The organism is Bacillus sp. AK128, assembly GCF_053903075.1.
Map to the genome: position 1 here is coordinate 2,609,863 of NZ_CP096379.1, position 23,343 is coordinate 2,633,205.

The 23,343-nt window shown below is 36.8% G+C and carries 20 protein-coding genes and 2 pseudogenes; 6 read left to right on the forward strand and 16 right to left on the reverse strand.

The window, feature by feature from the left end; genetic code table 11:
* Window position 1 precedes the first annotated feature (1 nt).
* From M1D60_RS12970 to M1D60_RS12980, 3 genes are all read right to left on the reverse strand, one after another.
* Window positions 2-1,141: a Ger(x)C family spore germination protein gene (locus M1D60_RS12970; protein WP_456275295.1), complete on the reverse strand. Its 1,140-nt coding sequence runs from the start codon at window positions 1,139-1,141 to the stop codon at window positions 2-4.
* Between the two features lie 24 nt (window positions 1,142-1,165).
* Window positions 1,166-2,716, reverse strand: a complete 1,551-nt coding sequence (locus M1D60_RS12975; RefSeq protein WP_456275296.1) for a spore germination protein — start codon at window positions 2,714-2,716, stop codon at window positions 1,166-1,168.
* 113 nt (window positions 2,717-2,829) lie between these two features.
* Complete coding sequence (locus tag M1D60_RS12980; RefSeq protein WP_456275297.1) at window positions 2,830-4,113, reverse strand: allantoate amidohydrolase; 1,284 nt, start codon at window positions 4,111-4,113, stop codon at window positions 2,830-2,832.
* A 172-nt stretch (window positions 4,114-4,285) separates the two neighbouring features.
* Here M1D60_RS12980 and M1D60_RS12985 point away from each other — a divergent pair, with 172 nt between their 5' ends.
* Window positions 4,286-4,987, forward strand: coding sequence for a hypothetical protein (locus tag M1D60_RS12985; protein WP_456275298.1), 702 nt, complete (start codon window positions 4,286-4,288; stop codon window positions 4,985-4,987).
* Window positions 4,988-5,095: 108 nt separating this feature from the next.
* Here M1D60_RS12985 and M1D60_RS12990 read toward each other — a convergent pair.
* Window positions 5,096-5,173: pseudogene (locus M1D60_RS12990) on the reverse strand (YjcZ family sporulation protein); the annotation flags it as partial.
* A 168-nt stretch (window positions 5,174-5,341) separates the two neighbouring features.
* On the opposite strand from M1D60_RS12990, the gene M1D60_RS12995 reads away from it, so the two are divergent.
* Window positions 5,342-5,464, forward strand: coding sequence for a YjcZ family sporulation protein (locus M1D60_RS12995; protein ID WP_456275299.1), 123 nt, complete (start codon window positions 5,342-5,344; stop codon window positions 5,462-5,464).
* Window positions 5,465-5,513: 49 nt separating this feature from the next.
* On the opposite strand, the gene M1D60_RS13000 is transcribed toward M1D60_RS12995, so the two are convergent.
* The 3 genes from M1D60_RS13000 to M1D60_RS13010 form a co-directional block, all read right to left on the reverse strand.
* Window positions 5,514-6,731, reverse strand: coding sequence for an MBL fold metallo-hydrolase (locus M1D60_RS13000; RefSeq protein WP_456275300.1), 1,218 nt, complete (start codon window positions 6,729-6,731; stop codon window positions 5,514-5,516).
* Between the two features lie 122 nt (window positions 6,732-6,853).
* Window positions 6,854-8,080, reverse strand: a complete 1,227-nt coding sequence (locus tag M1D60_RS13005) for an MFS transporter (protein ID WP_456275301.1) — start codon at window positions 8,078-8,080, stop codon at window positions 6,854-6,856.
* A 108-nt stretch (window positions 8,081-8,188) separates the two neighbouring features.
* The gene (locus M1D60_RS13010; protein WP_456275302.1) at window positions 8,189-8,401 is read right to left on the reverse strand and encodes a hypothetical protein; all 213 of its coding nucleotides are present in this window, start codon (window positions 8,399-8,401) and stop codon (window positions 8,189-8,191) included.
* 38 nt (window positions 8,402-8,439) lie between these two features.
* On the opposite strand from M1D60_RS13010, the gene M1D60_RS13015 reads away from it, so the two are divergent.
* Window positions 8,440-8,832: a hypothetical protein gene (locus M1D60_RS13015; RefSeq protein WP_456275303.1), complete on the forward strand. Its 393-nt coding sequence runs from the start codon at window positions 8,440-8,442 to the stop codon at window positions 8,830-8,832.
* A 785-nt stretch (window positions 8,833-9,617) separates the two neighbouring features.
* Here the strand turns inward: M1D60_RS13015 and ltrA are convergent.
* The 4 genes from ltrA to M1D60_RS13035 form a co-directional block, all read right to left on the reverse strand.
* Complete coding sequence (gene ltrA / locus M1D60_RS13020) at window positions 9,618-10,946, reverse strand: group II intron reverse transcriptase/maturase (protein ID WP_456275304.1); 1,329 nt, start codon at window positions 10,944-10,946, stop codon at window positions 9,618-9,620.
* Between the two features lie 690 nt (window positions 10,947-11,636).
* Window positions 11,637-13,997: an FdhF/YdeP family oxidoreductase gene (locus M1D60_RS13025; RefSeq protein ID WP_456275305.1), complete on the reverse strand. Its 2,361-nt coding sequence runs from the start codon at window positions 13,995-13,997 to the stop codon at window positions 11,637-11,639.
* A gap of 257 nt (window positions 13,998-14,254) precedes the next feature.
* The gene (locus M1D60_RS13030) at window positions 14,255-14,614 is read right to left on the reverse strand and encodes a DUF2294 domain-containing protein (RefSeq protein WP_456279440.1); all 360 of its coding nucleotides are present in this window, start codon (window positions 14,612-14,614) and stop codon (window positions 14,255-14,257) included.
* A 73-nt stretch (window positions 14,615-14,687) separates the two neighbouring features.
* Complete coding sequence (locus M1D60_RS13035) at window positions 14,688-15,953, reverse strand: L-lactate MFS transporter (RefSeq protein WP_456275306.1); 1,266 nt, start codon at window positions 15,951-15,953, stop codon at window positions 14,688-14,690.
* A 367-nt stretch (window positions 15,954-16,320) separates the two neighbouring features.
* Here M1D60_RS13035 and fdhD point away from each other — a divergent pair, with 367 nt between their 5' ends.
* Genes fdhD through M1D60_RS13050 form a run of 3 tightly spaced genes read left to right on the forward strand, consistent with a single transcriptional unit; the run spans window position 16,321 to window position 18,380 of the window.
* A complete protein-coding gene (fdhD, locus tag M1D60_RS13040; RefSeq protein WP_456275307.1) occupies window positions 16,321-17,112 on the forward strand; it encodes a formate dehydrogenase accessory sulfurtransferase FdhD in 792 nt (263 codons plus the stop codon).
* Window positions 17,113-17,132: 20 nt separating this feature from the next.
* On the forward strand, window positions 17,133-18,149 hold the full coding sequence (gene moaA, locus M1D60_RS13045) for a GTP 3',8-cyclase MoaA (RefSeq protein ID WP_456275308.1): 1,017 nt from the start codon (window positions 17,133-17,135) through the stop codon (window positions 18,147-18,149).
* 3 nt (window positions 18,150-18,152) lie between these two features.
* Window positions 18,153-18,380 (forward strand): hypothetical protein, encoded by a 228-nt coding sequence (locus M1D60_RS13050; RefSeq protein WP_456275309.1) that lies wholly within the window; start codon window positions 18,153-18,155, stop codon window positions 18,378-18,380.
* 34 nt (window positions 18,381-18,414) lie between these two features.
* Here M1D60_RS13050 and M1D60_RS13055 read toward each other — a convergent pair whose 3' ends face one another.
* The 5 genes and pseudogenes from M1D60_RS13055 to M1D60_RS13075 form a co-directional block, all read right to left on the reverse strand.
* Entirely contained in the window at window positions 18,415-18,873 is a 459-nt protein-coding gene (locus M1D60_RS13055) for a GNAT family N-acetyltransferase (RefSeq protein WP_456279441.1), read from the reverse strand.
* Between the two features lie 356 nt (window positions 18,874-19,229).
* A complete protein-coding gene (locus M1D60_RS13060) occupies window positions 19,230-20,177 on the reverse strand; it encodes a methyl-accepting chemotaxis protein (protein ID WP_456279442.1) in 948 nt (315 codons plus the stop codon).
* 42 nt (window positions 20,178-20,219) lie between these two features.
* Window positions 20,220-21,014 (reverse strand): annotated as a pseudogene (locus M1D60_RS13065) (cache domain-containing protein); the annotation flags it as partial.
* 552 nt (window positions 21,015-21,566) lie between these two features.
* Entirely contained in the window at window positions 21,567-22,028 is a 462-nt protein-coding gene (locus tag M1D60_RS13070) for a GNAT family N-acetyltransferase (RefSeq protein WP_456275310.1), read from the reverse strand.
* A 24-nt stretch (window positions 22,029-22,052) separates the two neighbouring features.
* Entirely contained in the window at window positions 22,053-23,030 is a 978-nt protein-coding gene (locus tag M1D60_RS13075; protein WP_456275311.1) for a quinone oxidoreductase family protein, read from the reverse strand.
* Window positions 23,031-23,343: the final 313 nt, after the last annotated feature.

Sequence of the window (23,343 nt, forward strand, 5' to 3'; positions counted from 1 at the left end):
ATCATTCCTTCACATTTATTCCGGAATTAATCGTTCGCTCAATTTCAGCAGTCACCTTCACATTGATTTCTAAATCAGGCAGAAGAGTCTCCCACTCATTCTTTAATTCTTTTTCCCATAGGAAAATCTCATTTCTATATAAATGCCAGCCTAATCCACACATATCAATGCCTTCTGAGGTGGAATGGTTTAAAATTTTAGTCACTTCTGCTTTTATTTGCTCCCCCATTTTACTAGTAGCAAGGTCATAGTCTTCTTGTTTTTCTAAATCTAAATTAGGTTCATTTTGATTTGTATGTGCATTAACATTAATATCAATCGTAAAGGTTGGTTTACCATTAACAATCTTGCTATTTATTTTCATAGTTTGTTCATGGATAAAGACATTCAATTCGTCTTTTTCTCCAACTGAAAAAGTATAATCACTACCAGGGTATTTCTCTAATAGCCATCTGACACCTGAGGATTCATCTTTATTAGTAAAAAACTTTAATTGATCATCCTTCAAAATACCATAACCGTCGATTTTATACTCATCCTTCTTATCTTCTGACTCCCCATTTTGCGTTTGCACTATTTCAACTGTAGGAATTACAGGATCCTTACCCTGTCTACTTAAGTCAATTAAAATATCTTTTACTGTGGTAACATCACTACTTTTAGCCATTTCTCTCATTGCTTCAGCTGGCAATTGTTCTAAATGAGGTGTACCATTTAATATCTCCAAAGCCGAACCCTTCGTAAGAAGAACATATGAGGAAAGGCGAGATTGTGGTTGCTCCAATACAACATCAAGAGATTTTTCAAAACCACTTCTCGCTAATTTCTCTCCGAACACTAGTACTCGGCGATGTCCAAAATAAAGTTCTCTTGACATTCTTGCTTGCAAATCACTATTACTTTCTCGTATATTCCTGCCGACTCCCGAATCAACATAAAATGGACCGCCGCTAGTTCCTCCTCCTCCACCACCACCCTCACCCATTGCACCTGGTAGTGGAACTTGAACAGACACTTGTAATTGGTTTTCTTCGATCTTATCGAATCCAGTGGCGATGACATAAGCAACATCATTAACCTCATCCCTATCCCAGCAACCACTAAGTACTAGCATACTGAATATAATAAATAGTTTTCTCATAGATTTTTTCACTCATCCCAAAGCTTAATTTGTATCTGGTGATGGCTTTAGGTTTTCACCTTCTCTATTTAGATTATCGCTTGTTGTTTCTTCAGGTCGGTATTGCATATCCCACCATGGTACCCTTATAAATACGTCCTTTAGCTCACTCCACTTTAATGGACCAAGTGGACCGAAATAGGGTACACCAAATGATCGTAATTTACACAGATGTGTAAGAAGTATAATCGAGCCTATAACAATTCCAAATAATCCAAATAACCCTGCTAGAATCATCATTGGAAACCTTAATAAGCGTATAGAAATTGCCATATTAAATCGTGGAATCGTAAAGGATGCAATACCCGTAAGTGATACAACAATTACCATTGGAGCAGAAACAATTCCTGCTTCTACAGCCGCTTGACCTATTACAAGAGCTCCTAAAATACTAACTGCTTGCCCTATTACCTTGGGTAATCGGATTCCAGCCTCACGGAGTGCTTCAAATGCCACTTCCATAATCATCGCCTCTACAAAAGCTGGGAATGGTATCGCCTCTCTACTTGAAGCAATACTGAATAGTAAATTGGTAGGAATCATCTCTTGATGATAGGTTGTGACCGCAATATAAAATGCTGGTAATAGTAAAGCTAGAAATAAAAGGGAAACTCGTAAAAGCCTTAAGAAAATTGCAATATGATAACGCTGGTAATAATCCTCACTCGCTTGAATAAATTGCCAGAAACTCGCAGGTAATATAAGCGCAAAGGGTGTTCCGTTAACTAAGATTGATACTCTTCCTTCTAATAAGTTACCAACTACCGTATCGGGGCGTTCTGTATTTTGAATTTGTGGAAAAAAGCTCCAAGGGCTATCTTCAATTAATTCCTCGATATAGCCACTTTCTAAAACACCATCAATCTTAATTCGATCAATCCGCTCAATTACTTCCTCCACTAATTTAGGGGGTGCCAGGTTTTCCATATACATGATAAAAACAGCCGTTTTTGTTTGTGTTCCGACCTCTTTCGGAATTACCTTTAAATCACTGGAGTGAAGCTTCTGTCGAATTAATGCAGTATTTACACCAATATTCTCAGTAAATCCTTCTCTCGGACCTCTTACGGAAGCTTCTGTTTCTGGCTCTGCTACAGTTCTACGTACTCCACCCTTTGCATCTAATACTAGTGCCTTCGTTAGTTGATCTACTAACAAAACCGTTTTTCCATCTAAAATCTGCTTTACTATACTCCCAATTTCCTCGGATTCTACGACTTGATTAACTGATACAATATTCTGTTCTAAATATTCAGCAGTTAAGGACTCAATAGAAACCTCTGAAAGCAACTGATGGAGGGCATGTAGCTCAATACTAACCTTATCTATTAAACCATCTATAAAGATTAGATACCCTTTGTTTGTACCTACCTTTAACGGACGAAACACGACATCTGCACATTTATCAAACTCTTTCTTCAAGAGTTCGATGTTCTCATTTAGTTGATTCTTGATTGGAATTTTGACTTGTTCTTTCGTTTCTTCTTTTTTATTATTTTTAATAGTAAGTGGTTTTGGTTTAATATACTTTGCCATAATTAATTCTCCGTTTTCGGGTTATTCACTTTACTATTCCCTAACTATTGGAGCAATATCCAGTACATAGAAAAAGACCCCATCCCAAAGGATAAAGTCTTTTTACACTTTTTTTACATTAGGCTTTCTACAAACCCTTTTAAAACATGAACACCCATGACACAATCATTTAAACTAGACCATTCCTTTGGGTTATGACTAATTCCATCTTTACTTCGGACAAAAATCATAGCTGTTGGCACTTTACTTCCAAGAATCATGGCATCATGACCTGCTCCACTTGGTACATACAGAGGCTCAACATTTTGCTGTTTAAATGCATGCTCTAGCTTAAGATGTAATTCTTTTTTTATTGGGACAGGCTTTATTCTTAACATCTCATCCTTGGTCACAGTAATCCCATGTTTACCTGCTATTTCTTCCGCTAAGTCTGATACCTTTTGAATGAGTTGGTCTCGTGTTTCTTCATGAATATCTCGAATATCTACATAAAGAGTAACTTGACCAGGAATTACATTTACTCCATTAGGTTTAACCTGAAGTTTTCCAACAGTTGCAACGGCTGTAGAACTAACTTTCGATGGCAATGTCTCCACTTTATAAATAAACTCACTTGCTGCAACTAAAGCATCCTTGCGGTCATCCATCGGTGTATTTCCAGCATGTCCTGCTTCACCAAAGAAGTTCAGCTCCATCCAGGAAGGACCTGCGATTCCAGAAACAATTCCAACTGGAAGATTCGCTTTTTCAAGTCGTTTCCCTTGTTCAATATGAACTTCAACAAACAGCTCGATTTCTTCCAAATTACGTTTGGATTGTTTGAACTTTTCGACATTACTACCATATTCTAAAAGGACTTGTTGGAAAGTTTTTCCATCTCCATCTACTCTTTTAAACTGTGAGTCATAATCCAACTGGCCAGTTAGGGCTCCACTACCTGTAAAACCCCCATTGAATCTCGCTCCTTCTTCATCGGTAAATATAACCACTTCAAAGCTTTTACTTGGCATTACATTCGTTGCCCTCCAAGCTTCAACTACTTCTAACGCAGTTAAAACTCCTAGTGGTCCATCAAAATGGCCTCCGTTTGGTACACTATCTACATGTGAGCCTGACATAATCGTTGTAGGAGAAGTTCCCGTTAATTTACCAAATATATTCCCGGCTCCGTCTTCAGTCACCGCAAGGCCAGCATCTTTCATCCACCCCATTACGAGCCGTTTTGCTTCCTTTTCCCCATCAGAAAGGCCCAATCGATTTGAACCAAAATCGTTTGTTAACCCAATTTTAGATAATTGATGCAGTCGATCTGCCAACCTCTCACCACTTATGCCGTCATAACTCAATGTTCCATCATAGTCTTCTAGAAGTTCCTCTTTTAAATTTCGACCAGACACATCTCGTCACCCTTCCTCAGTATGTATTTATCAAGAATTATATCATTTTTTAAATATTTAAATAATAAAAACCAGACTTTGTTTTTTAAATAGATGTTTTTTTACTTTTTAATTATGTATGAACCTGAATTTGGGAATGATGATAGAGAATAAAATATAAGGAGGGTTTTTCATGAGTTTAGAATGGTTCCATCGCATGGAGAATGCAGTTCGAATTAGTTTACCTGATTTATGTGAGTCGTTTGATGAGTTTGAGATCTTGTTTGATACAAATACAACGACTTATAATCCAGAATATATCTTCTCTATACAAACTGTTGATGATGTAGAAGATTTTTGTATCATTAGCTTCGATCCAACTAATCAAGAGTTTTTCTCGTTCTATTATCATGAAGAACTAGATATCCAGTCAAAGGTCCTGTTTAGGGATGCGGATGAAATTTTAGGCTATGTTCATGCGACTTTTCATGAATACATAGGGGATCTTGATGAAGATGAGCTGTTAGAAGATAATTTAGGTGAATTAGATGAAGATCTTGATGATGAGCTTTATGAAGAAATCACTGGAGATGAACCGTTTGAAAATAGTGATTTTGTTGGGGATGATCTAGACGCACTCAAAGAAACCATTGAATGGATTTCAAACGATAAGCACCTCCATATTGAGGACGAAGAACGCGATCAATATAGTATTCATTTACGTCTTGGTCGAGATACTGAAACGGGTGACGGTGTGCTTTATCGCCATACCATTATGAAGCATGATGAAGAAGATATTGAAGATGAAATGATTTTCTATTTCAAAGAAGATGAAGCAACCTATATTGCTGATTTATTTAATGAATTTACAGGTCAAAACCATATAAATCACTAACATGAAAAAAATCCCTTACTAAAGGGATTTTTTCATTGTTTCTATATTTTAATATCCGTAACCACCATATCCATAACCACCGTAACCAGCAGTGCCAGTATAACCACCAGCACCTACAACGATTAATAGGATAAATAGGACAACGATTAGTGCAAATCCTGCACCATATCCACCTACTCCACTCATTTACGTCACCTCCAATATCAGTGATTCCAGATATCCTATGATGAAAACACATTAGCGATTGGACGTTTATCACGATTTTTAAATTACTATTTATGCTAGGTATTCGCCCGGTCACCTGATTCCTTTATTACATAGGTTATAGTACATATGACTGGAGGTGAATAATTAATGTACGGATGTGGATATGGATATACTGCACCTGTGGCTCCTGTTGGAGGCTATGGAAACAGCTTTGTGTTAATTGTCGTGTTGTTTATTTTATTAATTATTGTAGGAGCTGCTTGGGCATAGGATGAAATTAAATAGAAATAGGTCCTATCAGGTAGGACCTATTTCTATTTCAACTACCCTTTTTTCCTTTATAATCAGCAAGACCGCCGCCTGGAGAATACAATAACGCCCGGTCACCAACATCGTTCCAAATATTCTCTTCAGCCAGCCACCAAAGTTTATGCTCTTCGAATTTTTTTGGCTTTCCCGTTGAATAAATCGTTACTGATCTCCCTGCTTCTAATACATAATTAGGCGGAAATTGAAATGTTTGGCTTCCTACCTCGCTAAAAATTTTCCACCCCATCATTAAAACGTCGTGGTCACGATTGTTCTTGATTGTCACCTTTTCTGCTTTTAAATCAAGTTCTGTTATCGCCAAATTACCAACATAGGGTCTAGGATTTATTGACGTTAACTTTCCGCCATCATCCACTTTGGAATAAACTTTGTATGATCGCCCATTGGTTTTAACCACTAATGATTCATATCCTGCCGTGGCATACATCTCAATTCCATTCTCCTTTAATCGTTCTACTACTTCATTATGCGGATGTCCATACGGATTCTCCTCTCCAAAAGAAAGGATTGCAACGTCGGGACTTACACGATCTAAGAATTCCTCTGTAGTCGAAGTAACAGAGCCATGATGAGCCACTTTTATAATTTCAGCATCCAATTGGTAATTTGCAATCATCTCTTTCTCAGAATTCTCTTCTGCATCAGCAGATAGTAAATAATCTATTTCCCCCAATGATAGCTTCATAACAACAGATGCTTCATTATTTTCTTGAACAGCATTATAGCTATTAAGAACGTTTATTTCCACTTTATCGTCTAGTTCAATAGATTTATCAATTCTTGCAAGCTTTATTGGAATTTGCTTAGTTCTAATTATTTGTAAATACTCTCGGTACGTATCAGTAGTATGAAACTTCCCAGTATCGAGTATTTGCTTAACTTTAACCAGCTGAAGAACTTCGATTAACCCTCCGATATGGTCTGCATCCGGGTGGGTAGAGACCACTAAATCTAGCTCAGTAATATTATGTTTTTTCAAATAACTGACTACTGTTTCTCCACTTTCTTTAGGTCCCCCATCAACAAGCATCTTTTTTCCGTTTGGCATGATGGCTAATACACTATCACCCTGACCAACATTAATAAAATGTACTTCTAACTGCCTAGAATGAAACCAGATTGCATCAACTCGCTGAGTGGTAATAGAGTTAAAGGGTAAGGTAATTAGGAATAACATGACAAGAATAGAAAAAATGGTCTTTTTCATGCTTAATCCCCCTTCACAGTCTGTTAATTTAGATTGCGTGGGAAGGGGAAAAATTATGTAGAAGTATAGAGGTGTTCTCATTTACGTTCAAAATGAAAACAGGGTCCAATTAGGAACCCTGTCTACACAGTTGATTTTACAACTGGCAAATTCTTTTGTTTCATTTTCCAAACAAACGTTACAATCAGTGCAACTATAGTAGCAGTTATAAAAGTGCCATGTAAAATCCAGACCATATTTTTCATTGAAAATGCATCCATTAGGATAGGCGCAACGATAAACCCTAATGCAAAGCCTAAAGATTTAAGTAGCATTCCCACTCCAAAGATTCTTCCGCGAATATGGTTTTCTGTTTTTTGTAATATCGTTGAATATAAGGTGGTATAAGAAGCGTCAAAAAGGCCAGTTAAGAATGCAATGATTAGGATAATTACAATGGCTTCATTTGATAAGAATAAAATAAAACCCGTAGACATTAAAATAGCCGATAGGTAGGCTGTAGAAAACAATCGATCTTCCTTTAACCACTTTAATCTAGGTAGCGTGTAGGTTGCTAACACAGAGCCAATTCCCCACACACCCCAGATCATGCCGTAGTAAAAGCTTTGACGTAACGGATCAATTTGTTCTGCTAATAAAGGGATACCTAAGTTATGTGAACTTCCCGCGAAAGCCCCAATTAAAAAGACAAAATTAAACATAAACAATACAGGTAGAAGCTTTAAGTAAACATATACTTCCTTTATATCCTTCACAATACTAGCCAACTTCTGCTTCATACCTGATGTTATAGGTTCTGCAGTCTTACTAGTTGAATCCCATTTTACTTTCATTAATACTAAAGCTGATAAAATATAGGTCGTCGCATCAATTAACAGCGTGATTTCATAACCCAATATATCTGTAATAAGACCTGCACCAATAAAACCTAGTACTAAACTAATTGAAGTTAGCCTGGAAATTAATGAATTGGTTTCGAGTACCTTGTCTTCTCCAAACATTTGAGGGATTTCCGAACTAAAGCTAACATGGAAAAAGCTACTTATAAATCCAATTAAGAAAGATCCAATGATAATGACTGTTGGAGTAGGAAATGGTATTAGTAGCAGGATAATAACCCCACGTAAAATATCTGCCCAAATCATCACTTTTCTTCGATCTAACCTGTCAGCTACAACACCAGAAAATAAGCTAGCTATTACCCCTCCTAAAGTTCTAGCAGCAAGGGTAGCAGCAAGCCACGTTGCACTCCCTGTTGCAGCATAGATGACAACATTCAAGACAATCATGTCCATAAACGTGCCAAAATCTGAAAGTGCCTTCATATATAAAACGATGTGTCTTTTCATTCTTACTCTTCCATTCTATATTTACTTTTCTCTATTTTAATCGACATGCATTTGTTTCGCAATACGAAATATTAACTTTTAAAAAATGCAAGCCTAATGGCTTACATTTTAATCTTCCATAAACTGTCTAGCATAGTAAAGTGATTCCTCATCAAGACCATATCTATTTTCAGCATCATCTAATTCTTCACGTCTTTCTTCATTAACTATCTGGAAAGAGCCTGATACATTTATATGCTTTTCTTCATCTTTTTTCTTCATCATATTCTCCTTTCTTTTACTAACCTTAGTATAAACAATCACAATTTTCGTATGTCTCATTTGTTTTTCGACAAAATAAGAACAGGAGGTAATATTTGATGATGAAATGGTTATTATTATGTCTTTTCCCCTTGTTATCAGGCTGTCAGCTGCTATTGATGGGACCAACCAATGCTGACCACCCTTACCAGCCTTCTCCTCTTGCACACGGAGTAACACCGGCTAGGTTCGAACCCAATGAGATTATATCTACTGATGGGTTACTTGAAAATCGTATTGGTGGAAAAATAAATCAAGCATTTCCTAATGAAAATATTCATGTATTAGTGGACCAGGATCGAATTATTGTAAGTGGCGTTCCCACCGATGATAAGCCAACAGCAAAGGTTATAAGAGAAGCCGTTGGGAAATTGAGTCATCGCAGAAAATTAGTTATCGTTAATGAAGAAGTTTTTAATATGTATAAACAAGCTCATGATAAAATAGATTAACCCACTCTAATACGAGCGGGTTAAGATATTATTATGTAACTCCCATACTGCCGTAACCGATATAGAAAAACCTGAACGTTCCCCAGGTGCGATTGTCGCAAATAACCTTCTTGTACTCTCACGGTCTGTGACCAGAGCATGAGCATGACATCCAGTTATTGATGTTGACATTCCTATCTATATTTATTCAGTTTTTTTATGAGGCTACGAACAATGCAGGATGTTGTCTTCCTTACAAAACTTATTGTACATTAGATGATTAATAAACTCATTAGTAAATAGAAGGTAGTACTAGAAAACTGTTCCACTACTAAGAAAATCAGCCACTTTATTATTAAACTCTTTTATATAATCAGAGTAATTTTTCCAGCCAAAATTTTTCTGCTTATACATTTTAAACTACAAAAAGCCGATGATTGCTATTAATTAATAAAATTGAATCAGTTAACCCTAAATTAAAAAGAGACTGGGACAAAACCTAATACACCAGTCCCAAAGCCGAATAATCTCTAAATTAGTCTACCTACCAAATATAGTACTGCTTTCGTTTGCTTGTTACTAATTAACTAGGTAAGCTAGAAAGCAAAGTCGTTCCATTGCGCTGCAGACACTTGCTTTCCGCGGGGAGGAAGTCGAGCCTCCTCGGCTGCGCCTGCGGGGTCTCGACCTTTCCTCCATCTCCCGGTCGAGTAAGCGGGCTTTTGTTCTCTGACTCAGAACTCAAGCCTCACTCCTCACAGAACCGTGCTTGCGCTACTAACGCACACGGCTCTTCCCATCACCATTCACAGAATATAATTAATGTCTTTTCTCAATTTATAAATGCTCACTTTAACCTTCGGTTCAGGTAAAGGAAACTTTGTTAGAAATAAGCTGAACTTTTCCCAGCTAAACGATTTCCTTTGACCTCTTCTGTTCATCCACTTAAATAACAGACGTTTTACACTTTCTAGAAACCCACTTACTGTTGTAGTGTTGTCTGTAATGCAGTAATAGGTGTAGTATCCCGTTAGAGACCTACTCAATCTAGACATGATGTCTTTTATGTCGGTAGTACGATGAGATTTTAACCAAGCCTTGTGATTCTTTAATTTGGCTCTGACCTTCTTTTGACTACTTTTACGTTTGACTCTGAATTGTCCACTTTTACTTTTACTACAGTAGTGAGTAAAACCTAGAAAGTCGAATGTAGGTGGTTTGCCTTGACCATTTCTTCTAAACTCACTTTCGGCAAATCTACCGAAGGTAATGATTTTGGTTTTATCCTCCGCTACTTCAAGGCTAAACTTTTCAAGTCGCTCGATTAAAGCTTTGTAGAAGTTTTCAGCATCACTACGCAGTTGAAAGCAGCACACAAAATCATCAGCGTAACGAACCATATAAGCTTGACCTTTGCACTGCTTTCTGACCACCTTCTCAAACCATAAATCGAGGACATAATGAAGATATACATTAGCGAGAATGGGTGATATGACACCCCCTTGGGGTGTTCCTTTGTCTGTATCAATATACTTACCTTCCTCCATATACCCTCCCTTTAAGAAACGGCGGATAATCCTTAGGAAGCTCGGGTCATTAATACGGTGATTTAGGAATTTCATCATCCACTCATGATCCACATTATCAAAGAATCCTTTTATATCTGCGTCAACTACATAATTAGTAAATCTGTTTTCTATATAGACATTCAGAATCTTTAACGCATCATGGCAGTTTCTATTTGGTCGGAATCCAAAAGAACAATCAAGGAAGTCATTCTCGTAAATAGCGTTCAAGATTTTAGTTACCGCACGCTGAACGATTTTATCCTCGTGGTCTGGAATACCCAGAGGTCGTTTAGTCTTCGACCCAGGCTTATCAATGTATGTCCTTTTAACAGGTACAGGTCGATAACTCTTACTCTTTAATCGTTTTACTAGACTGTTGATGTTATCATCTAACTTGTCGCCATATTTCTCTTTAGTGACTCCATTTATACCTGTAGCTTTGCCACTTTTTAGTTCATGGTGACATTGTTTGAGATTATCTTCCGTTAATAAGTGCGCAAGAGTTGTGAACTTCATATCATGATTGGTTCTTGCTAATTCTGCTATCCTATCAAGTTTTGTTTCCATTATTCCCCTACCTCTACGTGTAGTTAATGTTTCCCAATCAAGGGTGATGACGGGTAGTGTCCTTTCCTCCGTTCGAATTACCGAACTTCATTGGTACTATGACACTATCCGACTACCTTTAGGCATTTGACAGCCCTTACTTTGTTATCGCTTGTTCGTCATTACTTATCCTTGACAGATAAGACCTAAAGGTTCTCCCGAGTTGCCGTAACATATCAATGTATAACGTGCCATGGTCATCGACTCCGAGGAAGTTGTAATCCTCTCACCTTAGCGAAAATTACAATATTGCCTTCTGCACCCCTGAACGCATCGGCCTTCCCAACTCACACTCATTTCGAAGCTCAATCCCTTCAACCTCTCGGCTTACGGCCCATTACCTAGCTGTCTACGCTTAAAAGTAATTGTTACCAATTACTCTCCAAGACTCGCTACGAGCGAATGGTTAGTTCTTTCTCGACGGGAATCCCACCCGCTATATGCTACGACCTAGGCTCGGTCGCTCCAGGAGTCAAGTGTCTTCCGCTCCATTCCACTAGGTTTTAAAAATAGTATGCAAATTAATAAATCGATTGAAAGTATCAAATAAAAACCCGAACTAGTAGGTGAAAGATACATCAAAATATCACCAAATTGTTCGGGTTTATCACTTGCTGGAATACTTATGTCCCAGCCTCTTCTTCAAACTTATTATGCTGGTGCATCTACTTCTAGATCATCAATACGTTTTTCAAGGTATTGAGTATCTTTTCGTGCATTGTAACGGTCCGCTTTTTCAACGGTTACAGTAATATTATAATCTGGAATTCCAGCAAATTTCTCGTATCTACCTCTAGGAAGTAAGAAGTTTCCTTCAGGGAAGTGAACCTCCAAGTTTCCTTTTGCAATATCAACAAATTTTGCTCTTCCCTGGAATACTCCAAAACCATTATAAACGACAATTCCTTCGCCTTCAGCAATACTTAGGTTATGAGCATCCTCTGCATTCATAAGTACGTCATAGCGACCAGCATTGTTAAATGGATCTGTTTCCTTATAGACCATTGAGTTGAATTGTTTACCCCGACGGGAAGTAACAACGAATTGCCCTTCCTTCTTATTTAAGTCAGGAATTTCAACTGAGATTAGATTTCCTTTTCCATCTGGAGTTGGACATACACCATCTTCACATAACCAAGCTCCACCCCATTGGAATACATCCCCTTGTTTCTTTAAGTGTTGAATTCCATCATAATTTGGATTAGCTATAGCAATTTCATCACGAATTTCTTGAGCGTCTTTAAAATCAACTAAATGAGCTGTTTCTGGTTTTACACGCTTAGCAAGGTCAATATATATTTTCCACTCTTCACGAGCTTCTTCAATTTCGTTTTTGTTTCCTTCAATTTCAGGTGAGAAGTATACCATACGTTCAGTAGAAGTAGAAGTACCGCCACCCTCTTGCTCATAACGAGTTTTAGCAGGAAGTACGATTACTGCTTCCTTCGCATCGACTAGAGTAGATGTGTTAAAGATTATATCTTGGTGAACGCGAATCTCTAATTCAGACAACGCTTTTTCTACGAAATTTGGATCAGGCATTGTTTCTAAGAAGTTACCACCTGATAAGTAGTAAAGCTTAGTTTTACGCTCACTATCTTCAGGAAGCATGATATTTTCAAGTGTAACCCCAACAATATCCCCTTGCCATTTTTCGATTTCAAAGCCCCATACCTTTTCGATCCGTTCAATCGTTTTTTGATCAAAATCTCCACCTGGTAATACGAATGGATCTGCTCCCATTTCACCTGCACCTTGTACAGATGAATGGCCACGGAAAGGCATTAATCCACTGTTTTTGCGTCCTAAATACCCACGTAATAAAGCAAGGTTCGCTACTTGTGAGATATTATCTGTTGCGAATGAGTGCATGGTTAAGCCTAGTGCCCAAGCAAATACAGCATTTTTACTTTTTGCTAAAAGCTCTGCAAGTTCTGCAATTCTTTCTCTAGAAATACCTGAGGATTTAATAATCTCCTCCCAAGATTGCTCTTGAACAGTAGCTTTTAACTCTTCGTAACCATTTACATGCTTGTTAACAAATTCATGATTAATCGCTGAACCATATTGATTTTCTTCCATTTCAAACCAGTGCTTCATAATTCCATGCATAAATGCAATATCTCCACCAATATTTACTTGGTAAAAATCATCAGCAATTTTTGTTCCGAACATGGCTGATTCCATGTTTGATGGAATCCAATATTTATCCATTGCTGGTTCGCTATATGGGTTGACAACAATGATCTTAGTTCCACGCTTCTTTGCTTCTAGCATATATTTTGTAGAAACCGGAGATGCATTGGATGCTACACTTCCCCAGAATAATAATACATCTGTACCAAACCAGTCTTGGTAATTAGCTGTTGAAGCACCCACTCCAATGGAACGCTTAAGAGCAGTTTTGCTTGGGGAGTGACAAATACGAGATGCATTGTCGATATTGTTTGCTCCTAAAAAACGAGATACCTTACCTGCTACATAATAGGATTCATTCGTGATTCCTCTAGAAGTCAGATAAAACGCATATTGCTTTGGATCTAATTCTTTCATTTTGTTCGCAATCATATCCATTGCATCATCCCAAGTAATGCGTGAAAACTTTCTTTCACCTTTTCTACGGATTAAAGGATATGGAATACGACCTAGTTTTCTTAATTCGGTACTACTATATTTACGCAACTCATCAATGTCTGCGTGTACAATTTCTTCCTTTAGTGCTGGCATTGTATTTAATCTAAGTACATTTAATCTTGTTGTACACATATGTGGGCCTTTAAGAGTTTGATCATACAAACCAGATACCCCTAATGCACAGCCATCGCACACCCCTTGTGTAACGATACGTGTTGCATACCCAAGGTTATCTTTATTATCCCAAGCGATTTTCATTGTATCGCGAAAATGGTGAGGCTTTACCTTCCCAAGACCAAAAGGAATTGGACTTACCCAATGTTTAGGCTGTAATGCTTTAGTTGCCTTAATAGGTCCTTGGTGTTTTGTTTTCCCCATGTGTTTCACTCCTAATCTATTAATCACTAAAATTAGTTTTAGAAAAACTAGCCTAACGACAATTCTTTTTTACATATTATCAATAGGCGACTTTTTCTATGGTTTTTTATAACCATTAGCATTGTAATTTTGTTTTTTCGACAAATTCCTCTTTTTTGCTAAATAAAAAACCACCGTAATCCAACCACTTTATAGAAAGTGATTGGATGAGACGGTGGTTAAGTCTTTAGCAGGGACGCTACCAAGTGCCAAACCTGTTATTTAGAGAATTTTTGTTGTATATCTTCATTGAACACGAAAATGGACATTCCAAAATCTCGATCTATGTCAATATCAACAAATAGTTCTACAAATTTACATTGTAAAAATTCTTCCATTTCAATGGGAGGATTCTTTCGATAGATCTCCTTGACCATTTCCGTTCGAGCAGCTCGGAGCGCTTGCTTTCCTTCATCAGCGCTGGCGATAAACTTCTCAACAGGAGACAGATTACCTTCCATTTCACATATTGCCCAATTCTTACAAAATGTAGTTGTAATTTTACTTGGGCCTTTACCCATATGCTTTTTCCTGAAAGTCCGTACTAGATTGCTAAATTCAGCTTCGTACTTATTCATCATATCCTCCTACCTAATTAAAGGTAAAACACGAATTGTATTGTACCACATTAGTATTGAGAAGTGAAAGATTTTAACCTGCTATTGTTTGTTTAGAATTTTCTGCCTGAGCACGTAATCTATTAATGTCTTTACGAATTAGTAAAGACACGATTAAAGCGACTACGAACATACCTGCAAAGAATGTTAAGCTGCCCGCATAGCTACCAGTTGTATCCTTCATCCATGCCGCAAACATTGGACCTGCTAAACCTGCAGCTGCCCATGCAGTTAAGATATAACCATGAATGGCTCCAAGCTGCTTAGTACCAAATAAGTCACCAATATAAGCAGGAATAGAAGCGAATCCACCACCATAACATGTATATACGATCGCAAGCATTACTTGGAATAAAATTGCTTCCGTTGTAAATGGTAGGAAGAAGAATAAAACAATTTGTAAGGCAAAGAATGTTGTATAAGTGTTTGGACGTCCAATATAGTCAGAAACAGAAGCCCAACCAAGTCGACCTAGTCCATTAAAGATTCCTAGTACCCCAACAAGAGCTGCTGCCTCAGTAGTTGTTAAACCAATACTATCTTGTGCTAATGGCTTTGCAGCTGAAAGAATAGCAATACCACAAGTTACGTTGATGAATAACATAATCCATAGGTACCAGAATCTTGATGTTTTTACAGCCTCATTAGCTGTTAATTGCGATAAGTCAGCTTTAATTCTAGTATTACCAGATTGAAGCTTTTCCTTAAATCCAGCCGGTGCCCAATCTACAGGAGGTCTTTCTAAGTATAATGAAGATAATAGCATAATTACCAAATAAGAAATACCTAAGATATAGAACGTGTTCGCAGTACCAACTGACTTAATTAATGAATCCATAATTGGACTACTAATTGCGGCAGCGAAACCAAAACCCATGATTGCTAGTCCAGTTGCAAGACCACGACGGTCCGGAAACCATTTTACCAATGTAGAAACGGGAGCGATATAACCTACTCCTAAACCAACACCACCAAGCACTCCATAGAATATGTAAAGTAGTGGTAGTGATCCAAGGTTAACAGCTAAACCAGAACCAATAATTCCAGCCCCGAAAAAGCTAGCTGCTAAAAGTCCAGCTTTTCTAGGGCCATGTTTTTCTACAAAGTGACCTAAGAAAGCAGCTGATAATCCTAAAAATAAAATCGCAATACTAAATGTTAATTGAACTTGACTTGCTGACCACCCGAACTCGTCCATTAATGGATTTGTGAAATTACTCCATGCATAGACAGAACCGATCGAGATGTGAATACCTACTGCGGAAGCCGCAATAAGCCAACGGTTTTTTGTCTTTTTCACCCTGATTTCCCCCTTAATAAATTACCAAAGAACAAAGAAAAACCGCCAATCATACTTAGACATACAGTAGAAGTATGCCACTAAGCTAGAAATGACGGTTAGTTTCAAGCAGGTTACGCTACTATCGGACCAACAGTTTATCGCTTTCAATTTATAACATCCTAAAACGAGGACAGGATCGCTATCTCTGTATCAACATGTTACAAATTTATGAACTTTGTAAAAACATATTACCACCATCAAACGAACCTCGCAATACTTTTTTTAAAACTATTTAATTGTAAAAAACTCCCATAGTTCTTATTACTTGTTTCTTTTGCTTTTCTATGTTTATATTTTTATTAATCTTAGAGACTGGGTGATTATAATGACTCAAAGAATGAGTAACATTCAAAGGATTGTTAAATATACTGACGGAAAACTTCAGGAACATGAAGATGAAATTGTTTTAGAGTTCCCACTTACTATTTTTGTGAATAATATGGAATTCGCCACAATGGTTTGTACACCAACTCATTTTGACGAAATGGTAATTGGTTTCTTGGCATCTGAAGGTGTAATTCGCTTTAGAGATGACATTAAATCTATAAATATCAACGAGGACAAGGGTTATGCATACGTTGAATTGCACGCTGATATTACTACAAGTCAAGAATATTACTCTAAACGCTTTATCGGATCTTGTTGTGGTAAAAGTAGACAGTTTTATTTCCATAACGATGCAAAGACAGCAAAAACTTCAACTTCTACTTCGACGCTAACACCTTCACAATGTATTAAACTTATGAATGACATGCAACATAGTAGTAAAGTATTTCAACAAACAGGCGGTGTTCACAACGCAGCCCTCTGTAGTCCAGATGAAATGATTGTTAGTAGAACTGATATCGGTAGACATAATGCACTTGATAAGTTATATGGATATAGTTTATTGAATCGTCTTCCTGTTCGTGATAAAGTTATAGTCTTTAGTGGAAGAATTTCATCCGAGGTTTTACTAAAAGCTGCAAAAATCGGAGTTGGAATCGTCTTATCTAAATCTGCCCCAACTGACTTAGCGATTAAATTGGCTAATGATTTGAATATAACAGCGGTTGGCTTTATACGTGGCCAATCATTTAATGTATACTCTCATGAACATAGAATTGTACAGGAATAAGAAAGGAGGAGCTTTCTAAGTTGACTAAACCCAAAATACTTGATCAGCTTAATAGACCTTTACGAGATTTACGTTTATCTGTTACTGATAAATGTAATTTTCGATGTACCTATTGTATGCCAGCTGAAATCTTTGGACCTGATTATGAATTTTTGAAGAAGGATCAACTCCTTTCTTTTGAAGAACTAGAGCGCTTAACTCGGATTTTTGTGAATGCACTAGGTGTTCAAAAGATTAGAATAACAGGTGGTGAGCCTTTAATGAGAAAGGACTTACATCTTTTAATCTCCAAAATTAGTGGAATTGAAGGTGTTGATGATATTGCGATGACCACTAACGGTTCGCTCCTACCTAAATATGCTAAAACACTTAAAGAAGCTGGGCTACAACGTGTGTCTGTAAGTTTAGATTCTTTAAAGGATGAAGTGTTTGGAAAAATTAATGGTCGAGGTGTTTCCGTTCAAACTGTTCTAGACGGTATTGATGCTGCTTCCGATGCTGGTATTCAAGTAAAGATTAATATGGTTGTGAAAAAAGGGATGAACGAAGATGAGATTATCCCGATGGCTAAATTTTTCAGAGAAAAAGGCCATATTCTCCGTTTTATTGAGTTTATGGATGTAGGCAATACAAATCAATGGAAGCTTGATGATGTTTATCCGAAGAAACAAATTATTGAGGACATTAATAAGGTAATGCCACTAGAAGCAATTGCACCCAACTATCCAGGTGAAGTAGCAAGCAGGTACCGTTACACCGGTTCCAAAGATGAAGTTGGAGTGATTTCTTCTGTTTCAGATGCATTTTGCTTTTCTTGTAATCGAGCAAGATTATCTGCAGAAGGTAAACTTTATACTTGCTTATTTGCTACAGCTGGACATGATATTAGGACTCCATTACGTTCAGAGCTTTCTGAAAAAGAGCTTGCAGCTTACCTCCAAAACCTTTGGAATGGTAGGAAAGACCGATATTCAGAGGAACGTGGTCAAGTGACGAGAGATCGAAGCAAAGTTGAAATGTCACACATAGGGGGTTAAACTATGAGTAGTTGCAATATTAATCATTCTATAGAGGATGTTAAAAATAAATTAACAGCTCAACAACCATTTTTAACTAATGAATTATACAGTTTGATTGAGAGGTTTTTATCTCAAAGTCCTAGTCAATCTGAATTAAATGAAATTTTTCATTTACTAAAAAAATATGATCTTGCTACAGAATTAGACAAAGAGAAAAGAAACAGAACACTAATTTCTATGTTAAAATAATTATCTAAACACACCCACTTCCTCGAAGTGGGTTTTATTTAACTAATTTTTGAGAAAGCCGTACCATATCTATACATTGGATACCATTTTCGAAAATTTCTTCTTGATAGTTTTTAATAAAATAATCCTGATTAATTCGTTCCATTCTGAAACCACATTTTTGATAGAGTGCTAATTGATTGATACTCGAATTTCCAGTTCCCACTTCAATTTTTCTATAACCTTTCTCTCGTGCCACCTTAATTGCATGAGTTACTAACTGCTTTCCTACTCCTTTCCCCTGCATTGTTTCCTTCACTGACACATTCATTAATTCAATCGTATCTTCTTTTATCGGTGTTGTAATATATACCCCTACTACCTCCCCCTTTAATTCCGCAATGTAACAATCCCCACTTTTTAAATATCCCTGAATTGCTTCTCTTGAGGGGTCTGCAAGAAGCAATAACTCCATAGGTGGAGATTCCTCTTTATTCAGCTTTCTAATTTTTATAGAATTCATTTTTTGCTCCTTTTAATCAAAAAAATATATTACCATTAAAGTTTATAACATTTGAGGCATTCTGAAACCATAAGATTAAAATTAAATTCATAAAATGAGGGGCTATTCAATAAAGGCTGTTTTCGTATAGAGTATTGCTTTTTGTAAAAATCCCAAAAGCAGGATTTTCTCCTAAGTATTAAGCTGTTCCTCTACATAAAGAGAGTTGCTCTTTTCTAATCAATACTAAATTAGCTTATAAAACTGGTTGTAACATCCAATAAAACAACAAAGTTTCAGAAAAGAGAGTAAATAAATTAAGAGGACTCCCAGAAAATCTTAAGAAGTCCTCTTTTCATTTCACTTTATTATATCTTGAATTTCTTAATTGTCTCTTGTAGTTCTAAGGCCATTTGGTTTAGACTTTCAGAGGAAGAAGTTATTTCCTGCATAGAGGCTAATTGTTCTTCTGTTGAAGCTACCACTAACTGTGCGTTTTCTGATGTTATTGTGGAGATATTATTCATTCCTTCTAGAGACTGAGTTACCTGTTCAGAGCTGATCGTTATTTGCTGAGAAGCAGCTGTTATGTTATTTAACTGCTCGGCAATTTGCTTTCCAGAATCAACAATCTTTTCGAAGATTCCCCCGGCTTCGTTTACAATGCCCATTCCTTCTGTGACTTCCTTTGAAACCTCTGTTATTGATAGGAAAGATTCGTTCGTGTCCTGTTGAATTTGTTGAATAATATTAGTAATCTTATTTGCAGAGATGGATGACTGTTCAGCTAGTTTTCTTACCTCCGAAGCAACAACTGCAAATCCTTTTCCTGCTTCTCCAGCTCTTGCTGCTTCAATTGCCGCATTTAAAGCAAGAAGGTTTGTTTGTCCTGCTATGTCTGTAATCATTTTTAAAATGTCACCAACTTCTTCAGAACGTTCACCTAATCTTTTGCTAACACTCGACGTTTTAATCATTGATTGATTAACTTTTTCCATTTGGTATACTGCTTTCTTAATTGATTCATTACCAAGATTAGCTACATTTGCACTTGTTGTTGTCAAATTACTTGTTGACTCCAAAGTAGTTGATACTTCTCTGATGCTTAACGCAATTTCTTTCATTGCAGTAGCACTCGACTCAGCCTCATATAACTGTTTATCACTTCCCTCTGCTAAATCTTGAATAGAACTTGTTATACTCTGAGAAGCTCGTGTGCTTTGTTCAGAACTTGCATATAATTCATCAGAAAAAGAGACTACGTTTTTACTAGTATCTGCTATTTTTTGAACAAGGTTCTGTAAATTACTTAGCATCGAATTTAATGCATTTGATAACTGTCCTAGTTCATCATGGCGATTAGTCTTAAGTGGTAATATAGTTAGGTCTCCCGCTGAAATAGATTTTGCCATAATACTCATTTCCTTAATCTCACTTAAAGGTTTTCTCATAAACAAGAAGAACAGAATAAAACTTCCTATAAAAATAACTCCACCTATTCCGATAATGTAATTTCGAAGATTATTTAGAGATTGATAAAATTCCTCTTCGTATGCTCCTATACCGATCATCCAGTCCCATTGGTCCACTCGTTCTACATATGCAATTTTATGCCTAGATTGCTTTTCTCCCGTATTCATCCACATATATTCATAGAACCTATCTGAGAGTTCAGGATTTGAAGAAATTTTTACCATGTCCGGAATAATTGTATTTCCCTGCTCATCTTTTAACGTCGAAGCGTCATGACCAATTTCCAATGAAGGGTGTAGTTGCGCAATGCTATCAAGTGTGAAGGCAAATACATAACCAGAGTTTTTATATACAAAAGGAGATGTTGAAAAGTCTCTAGCTTTCGTTTGATCCTCCTTTTCTATTTCAGGTCCGAGTATTTGTAGCCTTGCTAACTCTTTAGCCTCCTCTACAGACATCCGTCCCGCTTGTACTTCTTTATCTAGCAATTCAATGGTCCCTTTTGCCCCTTGTAAAATATTGACCAGATTTTCTTTACCCGCTTCTACTAAATTCTGTTTGGCAATATAATATGAAGTAACTCCTAATGTTATCGTTGTAATAAATACAATACTGACTACTAAAAAGCTGACCTTTATTGTAAAACTTAAAGCGGAAAATTTTTTAAACAATATTTCCAACCTCCATCCTAATATGTAAATCTAGTTAAATCATCATTTTCTCTATCAGAAAGCGGTTACTAAATATTATTTTACAGACTAGTTAGAAAACTATATATAACACTGTATTCCTATTGACAAAACCTATATAGTAGACTCTCTATGCTAATCATTATTTTAAAAAAATTTCACATTTATCTTTTTAAAGCCTGTCTACTCACAGTGTACTTGAGTGTGAACGAAACTCTCCATATCTGCCTTCACACACTCGTCTTGCTACATTTTTACTTTGCTAGACCTCGAAAAGGAGTAAGAACCCGACTTACCTTAACCAGCACAACTTCTAAACGAGAAAAAGTGTTATTAATCGAAAAAAATAATCTTCTTTTTCTTTCGAGGTAGGAAGAGTTTGCAAAGATTATTACAATTTCACCTTGTCTGGACTCCGGGCCGGGATGACCATGAACTAGACACTTGGTTATCCAAATATAATAAATTTCAAAGTTCCAAATTAATAGAAAAGCACGTCATTTGTAGTTATACAACAAATAACGCGCTTTCTATTTTGATCTTCTATAATTTCTTGATTACGTATTCTCTGTTAGAAGTAAAACCTTGTTTATTGTAAAAATTCTTAGCGTTTTGATTTTTACTCCAATAATCAAGTTCTACTAACCCATCTGATCTTTTTTGTGCAGTTTCGTATACTACTTCCATTAATCTACTTCCATACCCTTTGCTCATACAAGAGCTATTAACACAGATTTGATGTACATAAGTAGATTGATAGGATTTTGTAAAGACTGTTTCCGGATATGTCCTAAATTCAATCCATGCATACCCCAAAGATTCATTATTCTCTTGTACAATAAGAAACAAAAATTTAGAATCATTTATAATTTCTATAAAAAACTGTTTCATTGATTCGAAATCATAAGGTTTGAAATAGTTTGGATATAATTCGTAATGTAGATTATGAACAGATCCATTCAACCTAGCAATTAACTCTCCATCGTATGTCCGAATTACCTTCATTTCTATTCTCACCTCTAGTCGTTTTTACCTAACATTCAAAAGAACCTTACCAACACTTTGACGGCTTTCAATCCAGAGTTGAGCTTGCGACGCTTCATCTAATGAGAACAGCTTTCCTATCTTTATATTTATCTTTCCATCACTTAAATACGGGATCACCTTTCTCGCAATTCTAGACATGAGTTCTGGACGTTTTTTTCTTGTCGTACCTAAGCTGAAACCAATTACGGAGCGACAACTGGCGTGGACATCTGAAGTATTAAAAACTCCTGCTTTCCCACTAGAATTCCCAAAGTTAATTAATCGACCATACGGTGCTAAACACTCTAAGCTTTGAGCGGTTACATTTCCCGCCATTGAATCTAAGATAATATCGGCGCCAGTCCCACCTGTAATTGCATTCACTTCATCTGAGAAACTACCCTCTTCATAAGAGAAAACATGATCGGCTCCAGCTTCAAAGGCAATTTCAGCTTTAGCCATATTTCCAACAGTACCAATTACTTTTCCTGCTCCGAGTAGTTTCGCAAATTGAACGGCTGTTGACCCTACTCCCCCTGCAGCGGAATGGACCACAACTGTATCCCCTTTTTCAATTTTTGCTAAGTCAGCCAATAGTGTATAGGAAAGAAATGAGACAATGGGCGCTCCGGCTGCTAGTTCCACACTTATGGAATCAGGAATTTCGAAGGCAAGTAACTCACTAGCTACAACGTATTCGGAATAGGTACCACTGTGAGGAAAAGAAATGACACGCTGTCCAACCTTCAGTTCACTTACCTCTGAACCTACTTCCTCAATCACACCAGTTGCATCCAACCCTGGAATAAACGGAGGGTTTCCAGCTCCTTTTTGACCATTCCTTGCTTTAATGTCAGCATAATTGACACTTGTTGCATCCACCTTTATTAGAATTTCTCTGGGCTGGATACTTGGAATCTCTACGTCTGCAACTTTTAATACATCAGAACTCCCAAACTCTGATACGACCACTGCCTTCATTTTTACTCCTCCATTTTACGTTCGATTCTAAATAGTATTCTTAATCTAAATTATTCCTCTTTTAGAGGGAATATCCTTTTTTAAAAATAGAGGCTGGTTCCTGTGTACCTTTTCAACCCTCCGTTCCAAGTTTTCACAAAATATACTCTATATAAGTAGCCTAAATTAAAAAGAGGAGTGGAATTTTATTCATTTGCTCGTAGAATGAATAGATCGTCTCATTTTTTGAATGTATAAAAAGCGCACTGGAATTTAATCCAATGCGCTTTAATTATGTTGATTCAGTATAGGGCTTTCACGATATAATTAATTA

Coding starts and splice junctions, on each gene's coding strand:
- M1D60_RS12970 (WP_456275295.1), bottom strand. CDS start 1,141: ATGAGAAAACTATTTATTATATTCAGTATGCTAGTACTTAGTGGTTGC.
- M1D60_RS12975 (WP_456275296.1), bottom strand. CDS start 2,716: ATGGCAAAGTATATTAAACCAAAACCACTTACTATTAAAAATAATAAA.
- M1D60_RS12985 (WP_456275298.1), top strand. CDS start 4,286: ATGAGTTTAGAATGGTTCCATCGCATGGAGAATGCAGTTCGAATTAGT.
- M1D60_RS12995 (WP_456275299.1), top strand. CDS start 5,342: ATGTACGGATGTGGATATGGATATACTGCACCTGTGGCTCCTGTTGGA.
- M1D60_RS13000 (WP_456275300.1), bottom strand. CDS start 6,731: ATGAAAAAGACCATTTTTTCTATTCTTGTCATGTTATTCCTAATTACC.
- M1D60_RS13005 (WP_456275301.1), bottom strand. CDS start 8,080: ATGAAAAGACACATCGTTTTATATATGAAGGCACTTTCAGATTTTGGC.
- M1D60_RS13010 (WP_456275302.1), bottom strand. CDS start 8,401: ATGAGACATACGAAAATTGTGATTGTTTATACTAAGGTTAGTAAAAGA.
- M1D60_RS13015 (WP_456275303.1), top strand. CDS start 8,440: ATGATGAAATGGTTATTATTATGTCTTTTCCCCTTGTTATCAGGCTGT.
- ltrA (WP_456275304.1), bottom strand. CDS start 10,946: ATGGAAACAAAACTTGATAGGATAGCAGAATTAGCAAGAACCAATCAT.
- M1D60_RS13025 (WP_456275305.1), bottom strand. CDS start 13,997: ATGGGGAAAACAAAACACCAAGGACCTATTAAGGCAACTAAAGCATTA.
- M1D60_RS13030 (WP_456279440.1), bottom strand. CDS start 14,614: ATGAATAAGTACGAAGCTGAATTTAGCAATCTAGTACGGACTTTCAGG.
- fdhD (WP_456275307.1), top strand. CDS start 16,321: ATGACTCAAAGAATGAGTAACATTCAAAGGATTGTTAAATATACTGAC.
- M1D60_RS13050 (WP_456275309.1), top strand. CDS start 18,153: ATGAGTAGTTGCAATATTAATCATTCTATAGAGGATGTTAAAAATAAA.
- M1D60_RS13060 (WP_456279442.1), bottom strand. CDS start 20,177: ATGCTAAGTAATTTACAGAACCTTGTTCAAAAAATAGCAGATACTAGT.
- M1D60_RS13070 (WP_456275310.1), bottom strand. CDS start 22,028: ATGAAGGTAATTCGGACATACGATGGAGAGTTAATTGCTAGGTTGAAT.
- M1D60_RS13075 (WP_456275311.1), bottom strand. CDS start 23,030: ATGAAGGCAGTGGTCGTATCAGAGTTTGGGAGTTCTGATGTATTAAAA.